This window comes from Lacihabitans sp. CCS-44 (assembly GCF_024343735.1).
In the GTDB taxonomy this organism is placed as follows: Bacteria; Bacteroidota; Bacteroidia; order Cytophagales; family Spirosomataceae; genus Leadbetterella.
The window spans coordinates 85,649-101,694 of sequence record NZ_RJUE01000066.1 but is presented as its reverse complement, the minus strand read 5'-3'; the positions used below and the strand labels follow the sequence as shown (position 1 = coordinate 101,694).

General features: G+C 37.4%; 17 protein-coding genes. 7 read left to right on the top strand and 10 right to left on the bottom strand.

Annotated features, from left to right (window positions below; genetic code table 11):
• Positions 1 to 20 precede the first annotated feature (20 nt).
• Entirely contained in the window at positions 21 to 1,178 is a 1,158-nt protein-coding gene (argE, locus tag EGI26_RS20415) for an acetylornithine deacetylase (protein ID WP_255080928.1), read from the top strand.
• Between the two features lie 26 nt (positions 1,179 to 1,204).
• On the opposite strand, the gene EGI26_RS20410 is transcribed toward argE, so the two are convergent.
• Positions 1,205 to 2,173, bottom strand: a complete 969-nt coding sequence (locus EGI26_RS20410; RefSeq protein ID WP_255080927.1) for a Fic family protein — start codon at positions 2,171 to 2,173, stop codon at positions 1,205 to 1,207.
• Positions 2,174 to 2,304: 131 nt separating this feature from the next.
• Positions 2,305 to 5,709, bottom strand: a complete 3,405-nt coding sequence (locus EGI26_RS20405) for a HEAT repeat domain-containing protein (protein WP_255080926.1) — start codon at positions 5,707 to 5,709, stop codon at positions 2,305 to 2,307.
• A 94-nt stretch (positions 5,710 to 5,803) separates the two neighbouring features.
• Here EGI26_RS20405 and EGI26_RS20400 point away from each other — a divergent pair, with 94 nt between their 5' ends.
• Positions 5,804 to 6,550 carry a DUF6503 family protein gene (locus tag EGI26_RS20400; protein WP_255080925.1) on the top strand — a complete coding sequence of 249 codons (747 nt, stop codon included), beginning with the start codon at positions 5,804 to 5,806 and terminating at the stop codon, positions 6,548 to 6,550.
• Positions 6,547 to 7,206 (top strand): SGNH/GDSL hydrolase family protein, encoded by a 660-nt coding sequence (locus EGI26_RS20395; RefSeq protein ID WP_255080924.1) that lies wholly within the window; start codon positions 6,547 to 6,549, stop codon positions 7,204 to 7,206. Before EGI26_RS20400 ends, EGI26_RS20395 begins: the two co-directional genes overlap by 4 nt.
• A gap of 43 nt (positions 7,207 to 7,249) precedes the next feature.
• Here EGI26_RS20395 and EGI26_RS20390 read toward each other — a convergent pair whose 3' ends face one another.
• From EGI26_RS20390 to EGI26_RS20375, 4 genes are all read right to left on the bottom strand, one after another.
• Positions 7,250 to 7,519 (bottom strand): hypothetical protein, encoded by a 270-nt coding sequence (locus EGI26_RS20390; protein ID WP_255080923.1) that lies wholly within the window; start codon positions 7,517 to 7,519, stop codon positions 7,250 to 7,252.
• A 121-nt stretch (positions 7,520 to 7,640) separates the two neighbouring features.
• On the bottom strand, positions 7,641 to 7,841 hold the full coding sequence (locus EGI26_RS20385) for a DUF4177 domain-containing protein (RefSeq protein WP_255080922.1): 201 nt from the start codon (positions 7,839 to 7,841) through the stop codon (positions 7,641 to 7,643).
• A gap of 126 nt (positions 7,842 to 7,967) precedes the next feature.
• The gene (locus EGI26_RS20380) at positions 7,968 to 8,867 is read right to left on the bottom strand and encodes an alpha/beta fold hydrolase (RefSeq protein WP_255080921.1); all 900 of its coding nucleotides are present in this window, start codon (positions 8,865 to 8,867) and stop codon (positions 7,968 to 7,970) included.
• 91 nt (positions 8,868 to 8,958) lie between these two features.
• The gene (locus EGI26_RS20375; protein WP_255080920.1) at positions 8,959 to 9,174 is read right to left on the bottom strand and encodes a hypothetical protein; all 216 of its coding nucleotides are present in this window, start codon (positions 9,172 to 9,174) and stop codon (positions 8,959 to 8,961) included.
• A 283-nt stretch (positions 9,175 to 9,457) separates the two neighbouring features.
• On the opposite strand from EGI26_RS20375, the gene EGI26_RS20370 reads away from it, so the two are divergent.
• From EGI26_RS20370 to EGI26_RS20360, 3 genes are all read left to right on the top strand, one after another.
• Positions 9,458 to 9,697, top strand: coding sequence for a hypothetical protein (locus EGI26_RS20370; RefSeq protein WP_255080919.1), 240 nt, complete (start codon positions 9,458 to 9,460; stop codon positions 9,695 to 9,697).
• Positions 9,698 to 9,901: 204 nt separating this feature from the next.
• On the top strand, positions 9,902 to 10,408 hold the full coding sequence (locus EGI26_RS20365) for a 3'-5' exonuclease (protein WP_255080918.1): 507 nt from the start codon (positions 9,902 to 9,904) through the stop codon (positions 10,406 to 10,408).
• A gap of 191 nt (positions 10,409 to 10,599) precedes the next feature.
• Positions 10,600 to 11,178 carry an alkylphosphonate utilization protein gene (locus tag EGI26_RS20360; protein ID WP_255080917.1) on the top strand — a complete coding sequence of 193 codons (579 nt, stop codon included), beginning with the start codon at positions 10,600 to 10,602 and terminating at the stop codon, positions 11,176 to 11,178.
• 57 nt (positions 11,179 to 11,235) lie between these two features.
• Here the strand turns inward: EGI26_RS20360 and EGI26_RS20355 are convergent, their stop codons facing one another.
• The 4 genes from EGI26_RS20355 to EGI26_RS20340 are packed head-to-tail and all read right to left on the bottom strand — an operon-like array spanning position 11,236 to position 15,473.
• On the bottom strand, positions 11,236 to 11,664 hold the full coding sequence (locus EGI26_RS20355; protein ID WP_255080916.1) for an energy transducer TonB: 429 nt from the start codon (positions 11,662 to 11,664) through the stop codon (positions 11,236 to 11,238).
• Positions 11,651 to 13,813 carry a TonB family protein gene (locus EGI26_RS20350; protein WP_255080915.1) on the bottom strand — a complete coding sequence of 721 codons (2,163 nt, stop codon included), beginning with the start codon at positions 13,811 to 13,813 and terminating at the stop codon, positions 11,651 to 11,653. The genes EGI26_RS20355 and EGI26_RS20350 overlap by 14 nt, the downstream gene beginning before the upstream one ends.
• Positions 13,814 to 13,830: 17 nt before the next feature.
• On the bottom strand, positions 13,831 to 15,096 hold the full coding sequence (locus EGI26_RS20345) for a M56 family metallopeptidase (RefSeq protein WP_255080914.1): 1,266 nt from the start codon (positions 15,094 to 15,096) through the stop codon (positions 13,831 to 13,833).
• Positions 15,097 to 15,098: 2 nt separating this feature from the next.
• Complete coding sequence (locus tag EGI26_RS20340) at positions 15,099 to 15,473, bottom strand: BlaI/MecI/CopY family transcriptional regulator (protein ID WP_255080913.1); 375 nt, start codon at positions 15,471 to 15,473, stop codon at positions 15,099 to 15,101.
• Between the two features lie 139 nt (positions 15,474 to 15,612).
• Here EGI26_RS20340 and EGI26_RS20335 point away from each other — a divergent pair, with 139 nt between their 5' ends.
• Positions 15,613 to 16,020 carry a hypothetical protein gene (locus tag EGI26_RS20335; RefSeq protein ID WP_255080912.1) on the top strand — a complete coding sequence of 136 codons (408 nt, stop codon included), beginning with the start codon at positions 15,613 to 15,615 and terminating at the stop codon, positions 16,018 to 16,020.
• Positions 16,021 to 16,046: the final 26 nt, after the last annotated feature.

The window sequence follows — 16,046 nt, the reverse complement described above, 5'->3', positions numbered from 1 at the left end:
TTGGCGGTAAATTAAAAAAAATGAAACTTCAGAAAACAAAAGAAATTTTAACAGACTTGGTGGCTTTCCAAGTTTTGGGTGGACAAGGAAATCTTGTAATTATAGATTATTTGAAAGAATACTTAAACTCTCAAGATATTGAATTTCAGGTTGTTTCCAACCTAGAGGGCAATAAAGCACTTTTGCATTGCCGAATTGGGCCAGCAGTAGATGGTGGCGTAATTCTTTCAGGACATACCGATGTGGTTCCGGTAAAAGGGCAAGATTGGGTTACGGAACCATTTGTATTGACCGAAAAAGACGAAAAATGGTATGCCCGAGGCTCATGCGATATGAAAGGTTTTTTAGCCTGTTTTTTAGCAAGTGTGGATCTTTTTAAGAAGTCAAATCTTAAGAAACCGATATATTTTGCTTTTTCTTATGACGAGGAAGTGGGTTGTCTTTCTGGTTTTGAAATGGCTTGTGCCATAAGAGATTTTTATACAGAAAAACCAAAATATGCAATAATCGGGGAGGCGACGATGATGCAGCCTGTAGTTGGTCAAAAAGGAATATGTGTTTTGAAAACCACGGTTCACGGCTCAGCTGGACACAGTAGCCGCATCAAACGTGAAGTGAGTGCTATTCATGTTGCTGCCAAATTGGTGGTTTGGCTCGAAAACAAAATGAACGAACTTTTTGAGTCGGGTGAAATAGATGAACGATTTACCCCAAATCATACTTCAATACATGTAGGGCAGTTTAATGGTGGAATCGCTCCAAATGTCATTGCCGACAAATGTACTTTCTACTGGGATGTCAGAATCATTCCAAAAAGTAGTCTTGAGAATATACTGAAAGACTATCACAATTATTGCAAAGAATTAGAAAAAGAACTACAACAAAGATTTGATGGTGCAAGAATCATCACAGAAGAAGATCATCCACCCGTACCTCCTTTGGATACACCTGAGCATTTTGAAGTTGTACCTTTTATCCAAAAAATCTCTGGAAATCAAGAATTAGGTACTGTAGCTTATGCTGCAGAGGCTGGCCAATTTGCTTTGGCTGGTTTCGAATCAGTCATTTGTGGCCCGGGAGATATAGCCCAAGCACACAGAGCCAACGAGTTTATTGCCATTGACCAAGTTGAAAAATGCTTGATTATGATGGAGAAATTGGCGGAGGAATTGAGTTGAAATTGAAGGAGTATTTTTGGACTCCTTCAGTTTGTAAGTTTTCTCTTTCTTTGTCTATTTGTTACGTATTCTTGAACAGCACTTTTTGTAGTTACCCAATTTTTGCCTTCTTTGTATGCGTCAATTTTGCCTTGACGAGCCAGTAAACTAACATATTCCATTCCATAGGCTATTTCTGGCTCTTCTACAATTCTCTGAATGGGCAGATATTCTTCATAGGTGTTATACAAATGACTCGTATAAATATCTAAAGATCGTTCTGCCGCTTGCAGTACTAAAAGTAAGAGCTTAGAGTAATCACCATTATTTGCCTTGTTAAGAGCGTCATAATATTTTTTTCTATCGTTTTTTAGAATTATGGCTGGAGGAAAACCTTCTTTCATCAAAATAATATTAAAAAGAAGCCGAGCAGTTCTCCCGTTCCCATCAAAAAAAGGATGAATCCATACGAAGCGATGATGAAATATGGCCGATCTTATTATCGGATGAAAGGCCAAAGACTCCGAATTTGCCCAAATCACTAAATCTTCTACCAAGTCTGGTACTTTCAATGCATTTGGAGGTACAAAGTTTGCTCCCGAAATTCTCACTCCAGAGGTGCGAAACCTTCCTGCAAAATCTTTTTCTATTTTCTGTAAAACTAGAGCGTGAACATCCAGAATATCCCTGTCATTGAATTGATAATCCAGTTTTACAAGGTTTTCGACATACTCAATGGCTTCCTGGTGGTTTATTACTTCAAAATGTTCTCGAAGTGATTTGCCTTTAATTGTAAAACCTTCTTCAATTACCATTTTTGTTTCTTGCAATGTCAAGGTATTGCCTTCTATACTATTGGAGTTGTAAGTCCACTCTATGGTTAGGCTCTCCTTTATTCTTGCCAATGCATAGTTTGGTATTGGCCTTTTATTGTCCAATAGTGTCTTTTTTGAATCAATTCTATTCAAATACTCTTGAAGACCATCAAATTCAAACGCATGTTTTTTCCATTCCATCCCCAAAGCTACTAAAATTTTCTTAATATCGGATATTTCTTTTAATTTTTTGTGCCGATATTAAGATTGTTCTGAAAAAAATAAGTATCCTCTCATAAAAGATACTTATTTTATAAAAATAATTTTCAATCTCACCTCATGCCAGCCAAGTACTCTACCAAGTCACGAATCTCTCGTTTTGAAAGAATATCGCCCATTGGAGGCATGCTTGATGGCATATTTTCCCTTTTTGATATTCTCGATAAGGCAACTTTGGTTGGCTCAGCGTCAGAAGTTGCCAATACTATTTCGTGCTCGTTTTCTGACATCAAAGTTCCTGTTATTTCTTGTCCGTCTTTTAGTGTCAAGCTTACCTGACCAAAACCTGGTGACAATCTATTACTAGGTTTTACTAAGGCTTCGAGTATAACTTCACGAGTAAGTTTGCTGCCAATTTTACCTAGATTTGGTCCAACTGTTGAAGCCGCCCCAGGATTTGTGGTGTGACACCTAACACATTGAGCAGTAGAGTTGTTGTTGAAAATATTCCTACCTTCTCTAAAATCTCCTCCGAATAATGCCACTTTGAATTCTTCAAACCAATCGTCTGATTTTTTGTTCGCATTCAGTTTTGTCAAAAGCGTTTCAGAGTTGGTTTTCTTTACAGCTTCGCCCAAGTCTAATAACAATTCTTTGTCCAGCTTTTCAGCTGCCATTAAGTCTATCATCGAACCCAATACTTTCTCTGTTTTGGAGATTGGCATATTTGCCAATGTGTTTATCAACCTTTGTTTTTCTCGGATTAAACCTTTCTCAATTATTGGTTTCACAATTTCATTCAGGCTATTCTCGTCAATATTTAGTTTTGATAATGCACCAATCGACGCCACTCTGACTTCTGATTTTTCGTTTTGCAAGCCACTCTGAACTATTTTGTCCAAGCCGCTATAGTTCAAATTCGAAAGAGCTTCTATGGCAGCGATTTTTACTTTAGGATCTTTGGCGTTTTCAAAAATATTGACCAGCTTGTCGTTAAAATTATCTATTTTTAAGTTAGAAAGTAACTGACTGATAGCTATTTGGGTTTCAGGATTTTCTGCATTTAGGAAAGCTGACAAATGCGGTTCTATTGTACTTTTTACGCTGGCCACATCTCTCAAAAATATTCCTCTGTAACGACCATCTACCCTATCCAAAACCGATGGATCAGCCCAAGTGCCCAATGCCGCAATGGCCTCAGCTCTTAGTTCGTCAGTTATTTTTTCTTTTTTGGCATAATTTATCAATTCATCCAACGATGTTTTGTCGCCTACACGCAAAGCCACATTGATGGCTCTTCTGAACAAAGGCTCTGAAGTAAATTTGTCATTGCTCAGCAATTTCACTAAAGCTGGAAACGCATTCGGAATCGACAAATCATCATTGATGGCTCTTGCAGTTTCTTCCACTATAAACTCATCCTCATCTTGCAAGAAAACCTGAATCTTATCGCTTTTTAGTCTTCTCAAAACCAACACTGCTGCCAATCTCAAAGATTTGCTTTTATTTCCCGCCAAAGCAACCATTTCAGTTTCTGCACCTAATTTACTTAGAGCAAATACGCCAGCATGTCTCAAATAAACATCTTCGTCCTTGTTTTTATCTATCATGCTCAGAATGTTGGCGATGGCAGATTTATCATCCAATTTTCCGAGAGCCTCGGCGGCATAGAATTTTACTCTTGAATTATCACTTACTAATAGACTTTTTAGTTTTTCTACGGCACTTTTATTTCTGATTTCCCCCAAAGTTTTTGCAGCCTGAGCTTGTATTTCAGTGTCGGTATCATCTAAAACTTTCAAAAGTAATGCTGAATATTTAGCATCGGTTCTAGCCAACATTCCAATTCCCCAAATCGCATGAATCTTGGCCAATTGGTTTTTTGAAGTGTTCAGCGTATTTTCAAAAACAACAAAGCCTTTTTGTCCACGATTTACCAATTCAAACTGAGCTTTTTTACGAATCCTCATGTCTTCAAAACCCAACAAATCAGCCAGCATTGGGTCAGTTTGCAATGGATATTTCAAAGTCATGTAGGACAGTGTTTTCTTTCTCAATGCTTCCAAATCGTTCTCTTTTTCGGTAACATCGATTTTCCAAACTCGACCATAATTTTTTGTATCCCAGCCATTTACCCAGTCGGCGGAATACAATGCTCCTTCGGGCCCAAACTGTATAGCGGTTGGTAAAATTCCGCTCAAAATATCTTTGTCTCCATCCAATTCAAACGAAGCACCTTTTTGTTTCAAACCAAATGACCAAATATGTGAACCAGTTGGCGTTCCTACGAATTCTACTAAGAAAAATTTATTCAGCCAATTTTTGCCAAAAGCTGTGCCAGGGTTAAACTGCATTCCCGTTGGGCCATTGTGAAAGTTCATAATTGGTGGAATAATATGGGCCGCCTGACCTTCCCAGCGAGGTACTGAAAGACGCTCGTCCATCCACACTTTGTATTTATTGTTTTTGTTGTCGGTGTATTTTCCATACTGCCAGTTAGATCTCCAGCCCAAGTCGGCACCTTCTACTAAATGCACCAAACGCTCTCTTTCAGTAGGATGATCGCCGTCGTTATCTGACGAAATGATGTTGCCGTAATTATCAAAAACAAACTCGTGTGTATTCCTAATTCCCGATGCAAATACTTCAAAATCAGTTCCGTCTGGGTTAGAACGTACCAAAACGCCTTCATTGGGATATTCAAATCTTTTGCCATCCACAGAAGTGATGTTGGCACCGATATCGCCTATTTGCCAATAAATTTTACCGTCAGGACCTTCGATAATCCCACTCATTCCATGGCCTCCAAAGCCAATGTGTACGGCATATCCATGGCTAATCGATTTCTTGGTTTCATAAAAACCGTCTTTGTTTTTGTCAGTTAAACGCCACAAATCTGGGCCAGTAGCGATAAAAGCGTCTTTTTCTCTTACCAAAACTCCGCCAGCCACATCAGTAATTTCTTCGTACAAATCGTTGAAAACACGAGTAGAAACATCAGCAATGCCATCTTTATTTTTATCTTCTATCTTCCAGATTTCTTCTTTTTCTACGGCCAAATCTTTCCAATCGTGCACGCCGTCTTCGTTCAAATCGCTCAACCAGCTATTCTCAGTACTTTTTTCAGGAGCAAAAGTTTTCCTAAGGAAAGCTCTTCTGTCTTCTACAGTTTGCAAACCAATTGAAGCCGTCATCCAGTTTTGGTGACCTCTGATGTCAAACTCAGAATGTTTTTGGCGGTTGGTTCTTGTCAAATATACCGCACCGTTGTCGTCAATAGACATAGCGATGGGGTCAGGAGCCAAGGTATCACTGGCCCAAAGTTTAATTTGGAGACCATCAGCTATTTTTATGGGCATTTTGTCTCTAACTTCTTGTGCTTTTTTTATGGGGTCTGGCGAGTTGTCGCTGATTACTAGAAACTCTTCATTTCCAGTGTTTTTTTTGCAAGAGTTTGCTAAGAAAATAAAGGAAAGTGCAACAAAGAGACTCAGAATTTTAGATGTACTAATCTGCATCGTTTGATAATTATGGTTGAAAATTCTACAAAAATATTTAAAAAAAGCTATATTCGAATTCGGTTCTGTTTATAAATTTGTAATTAGTTATTACATGAGAAACTTTCTAAAGAAATCAAGTTCATTTGCGGTTTTAACCATCTTTATTTTAATCAATTATTCTTGTAAACCCACTGCACAATCTATTGTGGATGAGTGTATTGGGTTTCATGGGGGTAAAAAATATGATGACCTTTGCGTAGATTTCGATTTTAGAAATATGCACTATACTATAGAAAATAAAAAAGGCCAATACATATACACACGTATGCAAGTAGATAGCTTAGGGCATAAAATCGTGGATATGGTAACCAATGATTCGTTTGAAAGAAATGTTGACGGAGTAAAAACTACTGTTGCAGACTCGATGGCTAAAAAGTACACGAATTCAGTAAATTCTGTTGCTTATTTTTTCTTGTTACCGAAGCCACTGAACGATCCAGCCGTAAACAAGGAATTGCTCGGCACAACAAAAATCAAAGACAAAGAATATTACAAAATCAAAGTAAAATTCAATGAAGAAGGCGGTGGAAAAGACCACAACGACGTGTTTATGTATTGGATAGAAAAACAAACCAAGTCGATGGATTACTTTGCATATTCCTACGAAACTGATGGTGGAGGTATCAGATTCCGAGAGGCTTTTAACCAGAAAACTCAAAATGGAATCAAATACAGCGACTATAAAAATTATGGTTTTGAAGATTTGAAAACTAAACTGGAGGATTTGGACGTACTTTTTGAACAAAACAAAATACCTTTGAAATCTGAAATTATCAACCTTAACGTAAACATAAAATGAAAACCCTTTTATTTGGATTATTTTTAACTTCTCTACTTTTTGCATTCAAAGCCGATACGCCAAAGAAAATTATATTTTTTGGAGATTCTATAACTCAAGCAGGTGTAAATCCAGGTGGGTACATCACCATGCTAAAGGAAATGTACACAAAAGCAAATGACAAATCGGAGCTGATTGGTGCCGGAATTGGTGGAAACAAAGTGTACGATCTTTTCCTAAGAATGGAGGACGATGTTCTTTCAAAAAAACCTGATGTGGTGGTGATTTATGTCGGTGTAAACGACGTTTGGCATAAAGCCAGCTACGGAACAGGTACGGATGCAGATAAATTCACGAAATTTTATACGGCATTGATTAAGAAAATGCAATCGCAAGGAATCAAACTTATTCTTACCACTCCAGCTGCGATAGGTGAAAAAACTGACCATAGCAACCAACAAGACGGTGACTTGAATCAATATTCAAAAATCATCCGTGACCTTGCCAAAGAACATAAATGCGGCTTGGTGGATCTGAGAAAAGAGTTTTTGGCCTACAACCTTGCCAATAATCCTGAAAACAAAGGTCAAGGTATTCTCACCACCGACCGAGTACATCTTAATGAAGCTGGGAACAAACTTGTTGCTGAGCTGATGTTTAAGGAGTTAATGAAGTGATTTTTTAGTAACCTATAGTTTTTGTCTGAGTTTCTAAATTCGCTCAAATTCGAGATTTAATCTCTTTCACCAGTTGATTTCGGTAATTGAATTTACGTGCGATTGTATAAATCACCAAAAGGATTATTGCCAAAAGCAACAGTACATAATTGTCTTTAAGTGCATAAGTTGAGAAAGCTACTATGAGTATTGCAATTACTAAGGTTGGATAAAATATTTTTGGAGCAAAGAAAGTGTCGTTAAGTGTTTTTTCTTCTTTGTAAAGCTCCTCGACGGTCATTTCCGAGAGTTTTTTGTTGGTGTTTATAGCCATAGTATTTAAACTTTATTGAAATAGTTTAGGGTTTTGTCAAACTGAGTTAAAAACTTTGATTTAAATAAGTGAAGCATTTAAATCGTCGTAAACTAAAGAAAAACTCAAATTTTAGAATGGTCTAAATATCCTTTTCGAAAAACAAATGGATATAGATGGCGTATCCAAAACCGGTGGAAGTTGTAGAAATAAGTCGGTACCCATTTTTAGAATATTCGTCCAACTTTTTTTGGATTTCCTCTTGCGATGATTTGGCGATGTGGTTTTTGTCAAATGTAAATTTTGAATAAAAAATCAGAGTTTCTACCTTGGTGTCTTTCATTTGTTATTGTGTTTGTTTTTCATTTTTAATAAATACTAAATTAGTAAAAAATAGACTTCTTTAAATACTTGAGTGTTCTTTTTTGTTTTCTTCATTCAGTTTTGAGATTATTTCAATGTAATTAGTTCACCTCTTCAATGCCTCCATCAGCAAAGGATAAAACTTCTCGGGTTGTTCGTACATCGGGAAATGGCCGCAGTGGTCTATCCATTTAATGCTGGTTTTGGGTGCGTTGCGTTTGTATTCCTCCGTTAGAAATGCCAGCGGATCTTCTTTACAAGTAATGATGGTTATCGGCATCGCCAAGGTTTCAAGCTTGGCCGAAATATCAAAATTTTGCTTTTTTTGGTCGTTTCTTAGCAATGTGAAGGTGGTATAATTATTGGCTCCTCTCATTATTTTTTGTTGTTTCCACGCTAAGTTGGTAGTGTCGTAGGTATTGTATTTTACACCTAAAACAGCTACAGTATAACGTTCGTCCTTGCTCCATTCAGTCGAGTTTTTGCTTGATATTTCGTTGAATATTGCTAGTTCAGAACTGTCGAGTTTTGCTAATCTGTTTTTTATTTTTATTTGGTCATTTTCAGGCGAAATTTTGATATCACCCACACCCGTAAGAGCCAATAATTTTACTTTCTCTGGGTACAAAACAGCAAAGGCAGAGGCATAAACTGCTCCCCAAGAGTGTCCATAGAATTTGGCTTTCTTGATTTTTAAACTGTCCATCACATACAAGATATCTTTCATGTAAGCCTCCATGTTGATGCTGTTTGAGTCCAAAGTTTTTGGCATGGAGCGGCCAGTACCACGTTGTTCTAGTAAAATGGCTCGGTATTTTTTGCCAATTTCTATCGCCACGTCCTCTTCTTGCATACAGTTGTTGCCTGGGCCACCGCTCAACACAAATACGGGTTCGCCTTTGCCATAAATATTAAAATGTATAATACTACGATCATACGGTTTACTTTGGGCGAGATTCTCGAATGTGGTAAGGAACAAGAAGAAAAATAGTATAAGGTTTTTCATGTGTTTAGTTTTTACCGTTAGGACGAAAAGATGCAAGGAAATAATTATTTTCCAATTTAGCTAAAACCTAGATAAGGATATTTCTCATTAGCTACGACCGTTCGTTAAGCGGCAGATTTTCCGAATAATCAAATAATTCACCCTCCAAAATATGTTCTTTTTTGCCGTAGGAATAGAAAGCTATCCAACCGACAACTGGCAAAAACATAACCGCCAATCCCCAATAAAACTTGGCTCTAGGCGGATAGAATTTCTTTTTACGAATGTTGAAAAACCAAATGGCAAATGAGATAATCCAGAGCGGCATGGTGGTGGGGTTTATGTGAAAATTAGTTTTTTTTCAAAGAATTTAAAGTTGTAAAGTTAAAAGATTAAAACAAATTAGCAAGGATTAGATTTGTAAAATGAGTTCAAATAATCATCTTGGAATCTCAGATATTTTCATATTCAAAATTAAGTTTTCAGGAGTGCATCGGGAAATCAAAAAGGAATTATTTATTTTTGATTAAATATTCATATTTTCGTTGTCTGAGCGTTGGTCATTGAGCAAGTTGAAATGAGTCGAAGACAAAAATGGAAGGCCGTAAACAATGCCAAACTGTAATAAAAGATCGTATTTGACTGAGAATCTTGCTTTAGATGCTCTGATTGAAGCCCGCATTCGGTTTTTACAGAATTCCTCTGTAACGGTCTATCAATGTGAAGATTGTGGGCAATGGCATTTGACGTCTCGTGGTAATGTACACCCAAGATTGGCCAAAGAATTGGAGTCTGGGAATGTGGCAAAAAGTAGGCTGGCGTATCAGTGGGAGAAGAAGCTGAGATACTGAGTTGTTTTTTATGTATCGGTGTTTTTTTACCACTGAGTTTCTCAGAGTGTTTTTTGATTAACGTGGCGTTTTTGAGTTTCCCAGAGTTTTCGCTTCGCTAAATGAAATAAAACCTTTTCTTTGCGTCTCTGCGGCTTTGCGAGGAATTGATTTTGAAAAATAGAACCCTAGCGTCTTAGCGGTAAAAAAATATAAATAGGAAATTTGGAATTTGTAGCGATAGATTTTGAGACCGCCACTTGGCACAAAGATTCTGCTTGTGCGGTGGGAATCGTTCATGTCAAAAACGAGGAAATTGTGGAGGAATTTTATACACTCATTCAACCTCCGGGCAACGAATACATGTACCACAACACCAAAGTACATGGCATTACGGCTAAAGATACCTTTTCAGCACCGACTTTTGAGGAGGTTTATCCCAAAATAAAGAGCCTCATGCAAGGCAAAATGGTGGTGGCACACAACGAATCTTTCGATCGAAATGTGTTGTATCACACCATGGAGTCTTACGGACTCAATTACTCCGATCTTCAAATAAAATCTCGTTGGGAGTGTACGGTAAAGATTTTTAGAAAAAAAGGCAATTTTAAGGTGAATCTTGCTGCTTGTTGTGCCAGATACGATATTCCGCTGGATCACCACAATGCACTTTCTGATGCTCGGGCATGTGCTAAGCTTTATTTGATTCATAAAATGCCTTTGTTTCATTAGGCTTCGGCTCTTTTATTGGAACACGGATGACATTCCGATAGCTATCGGAACTAGCAGCACGGATTAGTACGGATTTTTTTCTATTTATTAATACTTTAATTTTTATAATTCGCTATTCATGAGTGGGTTAAGTTTTTAGAATTCTTCTTAATTATAAAAGGTGTAAATTGCGGAGCATTATAAAAATACAGATGAACGAAAAAGAAATTATAGAACGCAGCGGTGGCGTGTGTGAATTATCGGGTGCAACTGACAACTTACAGATTTACGAGGTAAGCCACGCTCCAGACGAATCCAACGATTCTTATGCTTACATTAGCGAAACATGTATCGAGCAAATAGTGGACAAAAATGCCACAGATGCTAACTTTTGGAGATGTTTAAACGACAGTATGTGGAGCGAAGTACCTGCCGTTAAAGTATTGGCTTGGAGAATGCTTGATAGACTGAAAGGCGAAGGTTGGCCGGGAGATTTGTTGGATATGCTGTATCTCGATGAAGAAACTTTGGCTTGGGCTCAAGCTGGTGCAGATCAGCCAGAAGGCGAGGGCGACCCTGTACACAAAGACAGCAATGGAGCTTTATTGGCTGACGGCGACACGGTGGTTTTAACAAAAGACCTCAACGTAAAAGGCACTACTTTCACTGCTAAACGTGGTACTGCTGTCAGAAATATAAGATTGGTGGATGACAATCCCGAGCACATTGAAGGCAAAGTAAACGGCACGCAGATTGTGATTTTGACTAAGTTTACAAAGAAGTCTAGTTGATTTATAAGAAATTAATAAAGAGCAGATTAGAGGTGTAAAAGCCCCCAATCTGCTTTTTTATTTAAACACAATCGGCATGTGATAGTAGCATCGTGCATTCCTGTATCTGATTTGTCCCGGTTTCCATTTGGGCATCAGTTTAATGACTCTTTTGGCTTCTTCGTCGCAGGCTGGGCATAGGCTACGCAAGATTTCTACATCACCAATGGAACCGTCTTTTTCTATTACAAATCTCAAATTGACCCTTCCCTTTTTGGTGGCTACGGCTTCGTTGATATTCTCAGATATAAATTTGTACATTTCTGTTAGACCGCCGATATATTCGGGGCTTTTGTCCACACCTATAAATATAATATCATTTGGGTGGTCTTTGGGATTTTTGAGTGTGTCTGCTATAGTTTCATTCTTTCTTGCTAGTTCCTTTCCAAAACAAAAAGAAGCCATCAAGCAAAGACAACCGAAGACAATACACTTACTTTTTGTCATCGGTTTTGATGAAATTGGTTTTTGTTTTTATCAAAATAACGCCGTCTTTGGCTCTTGGGCCGTAGAGTTGTAGTTTGGCAGGTTCTTTTATAACCGACATGGACTCTATTGTCTCGGGTTTAACCGAACTTAGTCCATCCATTCCTAAGAATAGTTCTTTTCCATCAACGAAAACCATTGGTTTTGCTTTGGATCCATTGAGAGTTGTTATTCCATTGCTGGATTTTACGTAGGTATAAGATTCTTTTGGCTCTTTATCGTTTCTCAAAAGGTTAAGCTTTTCAACTGGTTTAGTGTCATCATGAAGGAGGTTTTGAGGTTGAAAGGCTCTTTTTTCGGGAGCCTCGATTTCGTTCGGATTGTTGGTCTTTATTGTATGTTCGCCAGATTCTGTCCTCTTTATTTGAAACAACATACTTTCGTTCGACTTAATATTACTCAATTTCTTATTTTTAGAAACAAGTAAAATTGCACCATCTTTGGCTTGATTTCCGTAAAGTGGAATCGCCTTTTGTGGAATCAGAAATTTGAAAGAGGAATAGTCGCTATTTATCATTTTTATATCAATTCCTCTGGTATCTTTTATTATTTCGTTATCGATTATTATTATTGGGTTTATTTTTTCATTGCCAAGTTTAAACTTCGGTGATTTGTTTTTGGAACTCGGGTAGGAAACTACACTAAATTTTCTATTCTTCGTAGCTTCTTCGTGTTCAATGACCATCATGTGTTCATCAACAACATTTTTGTGCCATTTAAATACTATCGGTATATTATAATAAATCGCTACTGGATACCCATTTTGCATTGCGGGTTTCCAATTCGGCATAGCTTGTAAAACCCTAGCGGCTTCCTCATCACATCCGTATCCGATTCCTTTCATAACCTTAACTTCTCCAATTTCACCATTGGCTTCTATTACGAATCTTACATAAACCCGACCTTCAATTTTATTATTTTTGGCTTCTAGAGGATATTTTATGTTTTTTGCAAGCCATTTATAAAGTTCTGCTTGCCCGCCTATGAATTCAGGGTTTTGTTCTGCTGTGGTAAATATTTGTTTATTCGAATTGTTTTGAGGAAATGTATCTACTTCTATTGATGGAAAACTCAAGTCTTCTACCCCAGCAACTTCATTATCGGGTAGGAAATTTAAAATATTATTATTACCAGACTCAATAGTTTCCCCAGTTTCTAAAATACCAACTTCTTCATTTACAAATGCTTTTGTGGATGAAGGGAAACCCAAATCTTTAAAAGAGTTTTGGTTGATTTCATTGTTCAAATTGTTAAAAATGTTTTCCATTTTTGGGTTATCCACTACCGTAAACGAACTTATAGCCAACATCACAAAGAAAGCGGGTGCTAATAACCCATATTTCAATAAAGCGGTTTTTTTAGATGGATTTTTTGATAACATGATGATTCGAGATTTAAGCGTTGAATGATTGAAAAAATGTTGGGTGAATACCGTAGCGGGTTGAATGCTAAACTGTTTGCTTACCAAAAGGCTTGCGTAAGCTATTTTGTCTTGGGCTATTTTACTGGCTTCTTCGTCGGCCAAAAACTCATGAATGATGCTTATTGATTTTTTGTAGAAATATATCACTGGATTAATCCAAAATACAATTTGAAGCATTTCAAAGAATATCAAGTCCAAGAAATGCATTTGCTTTACATGTATGTCTTCATGTTTAAAAATCACAGATTTCTGCTCTAAATGGTTGTCTATGAATATTTTACCCAGAAATGAAAATGCTGTTCCATTGACCTTTTTATTGGTTTTTAACCAAAATATGGTTTTTGTGATTCTTGCTAATAGTGTTATTCCAGCTACAATCAAACCCAACAAGTATGAGTATTTCAGTATGTCAAAATAACTGTAGGTTTCTACAGCTGAGCTGACAATCACCTCTTCGCTTTGGAAATACAATTCATAGGCAACTGACTTTATTTCGGTCGAAACTATTTCAGGTTTTTGCATTTGGCTAGACCTGACAAATGGCAAAAGCAAAGCAATAATGGCCCCGAGAACCAAAAAATATCGGTTGGCTTTATGGAAGGTTTCGTTTTTGAAAAAACAAAAATAGAAAGCATAAAATACCACCAAAAAGATATTGGCTTTGAGAAAGTAAAGGAGTATTTCCATAATGTTGTATTGCCGTTTTAATCTAATTTATAAACAATAGGCATGTTGTAATATACACGCACATTTTTGCCGTTTTGCACACCTGGTTTCCAGCGAGGCATACTTTTTACAACTCTTATAGCCTCTTCGTCGCAGCCGAATCCAATGCCCTTCATAACCACCACGTCACCAATAGAGCCATCATCTTCTACCACAAATTTCACAAAAACTCTACCCGAAACATCCGCTCTTTGTGCGGCGGCTGGGTATTTTATGTTTTCGCCCAAGAATCTATACATTGCGGCTTGTCCTCCCATAAACTCTGGATTTTGCTCAACCGCTGTAAAGATTTCTTTTTTCTGGATTTTGCTTGCTGCATCGGCTTCATCTATTGGTAGAGGCGGCGGCGGTGGCGGAGGTGTTGCCAAAGTTTCGTCTTTGCTTAAATCTATTTCCACTGGTTCATTTACGTTGGTGTCAGAACAAGAAACTGAACTCGCCAAAACAGCCAAAAACAAAATAGGAGCGACAACACCATATTTCAAAATCGCCCAATTGTTCGATTTACCTTTCAGTAGCATTTGTATTCTCATTTTTAAGGTTGATTTATTGTAAAACGGCTGCACAAAAAGATGCTCAGGAGCTATTTTGAATTGTTTGCTGAGTAGGAGAGTGGCATAGTCGGCTACGCTTGGCAGTGTTCTGCTCGCTTCTTGGTCGGCTAAAAACTCGTGCAAGTTCTTTATCGTGAATTTATAGAGATATACCACGGGATTGCACCAAAACACCACATTCAGGAGTTCAAAAAAGAACAAATCCAGAAAATGTAATTGGATGGTATGCACACGTTCGTGAGCTCTGATGGTTCTGAAATGCGGTAGTTTTTTGTCAATTTTTATAATTCCAAAAAATGAAAAGGCATTGCTTTCGTTAAAACTCGGCGACTGTATAATGGCATAAGCCCGAGCTACTCCAAAAGCCAGTTTTAGAAATAAAAGGGCTACAACGGTAAGGTATAAAATGCTAATAATCAACACCCAGTTGAGGCTGTGATCGGTGTTTTGCGACACCACCAGCTCGGGCAAATTATATTCATAAATAAGGTTTTGAATTTCTCCTGTTACCGCCCAAGTCCTTACAGAGCTGAGGTCTATAAACGGCAGCATAACCGACAAAATACTACTACCCAACAGATAAAATCTATTGACTTGGTGGAAAGTTTCTTTGCGAAGAAACAGCCAATAAATAGCATAAAACACCACTAAAAATAAGTTGATTTGGACGAACGGGATTAGCTTTTCCATAATTATTGCCGTTTTTTCATTTCTTCAATCATTTTCAAAATCTCATCTGCTTCTTTGAGGTCTATTTGTTCGTTTTCCATAAAAAACGACATCATTGCACGGGCGGAGTTATCGAAATACCCAGCTCTCAACTTGTTGGTTACAAACGTTCTGTAGTCTTCTTTGGCCACTGCTGGGTAGTACTGGTGCGTTTTTCCATAAGCTATGTGCTTCACAAATCCCTTGGTCTCCAGTATTCTGATAATGGTAGAAACGGTGTTATAAGCGGGTTTTGGTTCGGGCAAAACTTCCAGAACATCCTTTACAAAAGCACTTCCTTGTTGCCACAGCACTTGCATTATTTCTTCTTCGGCTTTGGTTAATTCTTTTAAATTCATCACTTGATATTTTTGTTTAATCAAACATAAAACTATTATTTTAGTTTTGCAACTATTTTGTTAGTTTTTTTTGAAAAATAATATTACTCCAACGTTTCTGCATAAATTAGCATCTCCTTATAAAATATTCATTGGTCTCATGAAATACCTCCTTGTGTTGTTGCTGTTTATTTCCAGTGCTTGTTCGGTAGATTTTGTGAAAGTCGAAGATTTGACGGGTAGTTGGGGCAACGAAAACCAAAACACGGATTTGATTGTGAATAGGCAGCAAGCTATTTTTAATTTTACCTGTGCATCAGCCATTATAAATGACGACATTACCGATTATGGCTCTCAATCGTTCAATACTGCAGGTACTTATATACAGCAATTTGGTAATATTCCGCAAGATTATGACCCCGCCAAATATACTTATGCTGCCACTTTTAAATTCTCACGGACTAACGATGTATTGCGGGTAGAGATTCTTAAAGTGGCTGACGGCACAACTCTGGGTATTTTTGAGTACCAAAAGAACGTTTTGGTGAATGTCAAAAAGTGCCCTTAGGTAAAGGATTCTTGTGTTATCTCATT

Bases quoted from the DNA above. Each gene is read 5' to 3' on its own strand.
- EGI26_RS20410 (WP_255080927.1), bottom strand. From the start codon at position 2,173: ATGGAATGGAAAAAACATGCGTTTGAATTTGATGGTCTTCAAGAGTAT.
- EGI26_RS20335 (WP_255080912.1), top strand. From the start codon at position 15,613: ATGAAATACCTCCTTGTGTTGTTGCTGTTTATTTCCAGTGCTTGTTCG.
- EGI26_RS20405 (WP_255080926.1), bottom strand. From the start codon at position 5,709: ATGCAGATTAGTACATCTAAAATTCTGAGTCTCTTTGTTGCACTTTCC.
- EGI26_RS20385 (WP_255080922.1), bottom strand. From the start codon at position 7,841: ATGAAAGACACCAAGGTAGAAACTCTGATTTTTTATTCAAAATTTACA.
- EGI26_RS20350 (WP_255080915.1), bottom strand. From the start codon at position 13,813: ATGGAAATACTCCTTTACTTTCTCAAAGCCAATATCTTTTTGGTGGTA.
- EGI26_RS20355 (WP_255080916.1), bottom strand. From the start codon at position 11,664: ATGACAAAAAGTAAGTGTATTGTCTTCGGTTGTCTTTGCTTGATGGCT.
- EGI26_RS20380 (WP_255080921.1), bottom strand. From the start codon at position 8,867: ATGAAAAACCTTATACTATTTTTCTTCTTGTTCCTTACCACATTCGAG.
- EGI26_RS20375 (WP_255080920.1), bottom strand. From the start codon at position 9,174: ATGCCGCTCTGGATTATCTCATTTGCCATTTGGTTTTTCAACATTCGT.
- EGI26_RS20345 (WP_255080914.1), bottom strand. From the start codon at position 15,096: ATGGAAAAGCTAATCCCGTTCGTCCAAATCAACTTATTTTTAGTGGTG.
- EGI26_RS20340 (WP_255080913.1), bottom strand. From the start codon at position 15,473: ATGAATTTAAAAGAATTAACCAAAGCCGAAGAAGAAATAATGCAAGTG.
- EGI26_RS20360 (WP_255080917.1), top strand. From the start codon at position 10,600: ATGAACGAAAAAGAAATTATAGAACGCAGCGGTGGCGTGTGTGAATTA.
- EGI26_RS20370 (WP_255080919.1), top strand. From the start codon at position 9,458: ATGCCAAACTGTAATAAAAGATCGTATTTGACTGAGAATCTTGCTTTA.
- EGI26_RS20400 (WP_255080925.1), top strand. From the start codon at position 5,804: ATGAGAAACTTTCTAAAGAAATCAAGTTCATTTGCGGTTTTAACCATC.
- EGI26_RS20395 (WP_255080924.1), top strand. From the start codon at position 6,547: ATGAAAACCCTTTTATTTGGATTATTTTTAACTTCTCTACTTTTTGCA.
- argE (WP_255080928.1), top strand. From the start codon at position 21: ATGAAACTTCAGAAAACAAAAGAAATTTTAACAGACTTGGTGGCTTTC.
- EGI26_RS20390 (WP_255080923.1), bottom strand. From the start codon at position 7,519: ATGGCTATAAACACCAACAAAAAACTCTCGGAAATGACCGTCGAGGAG.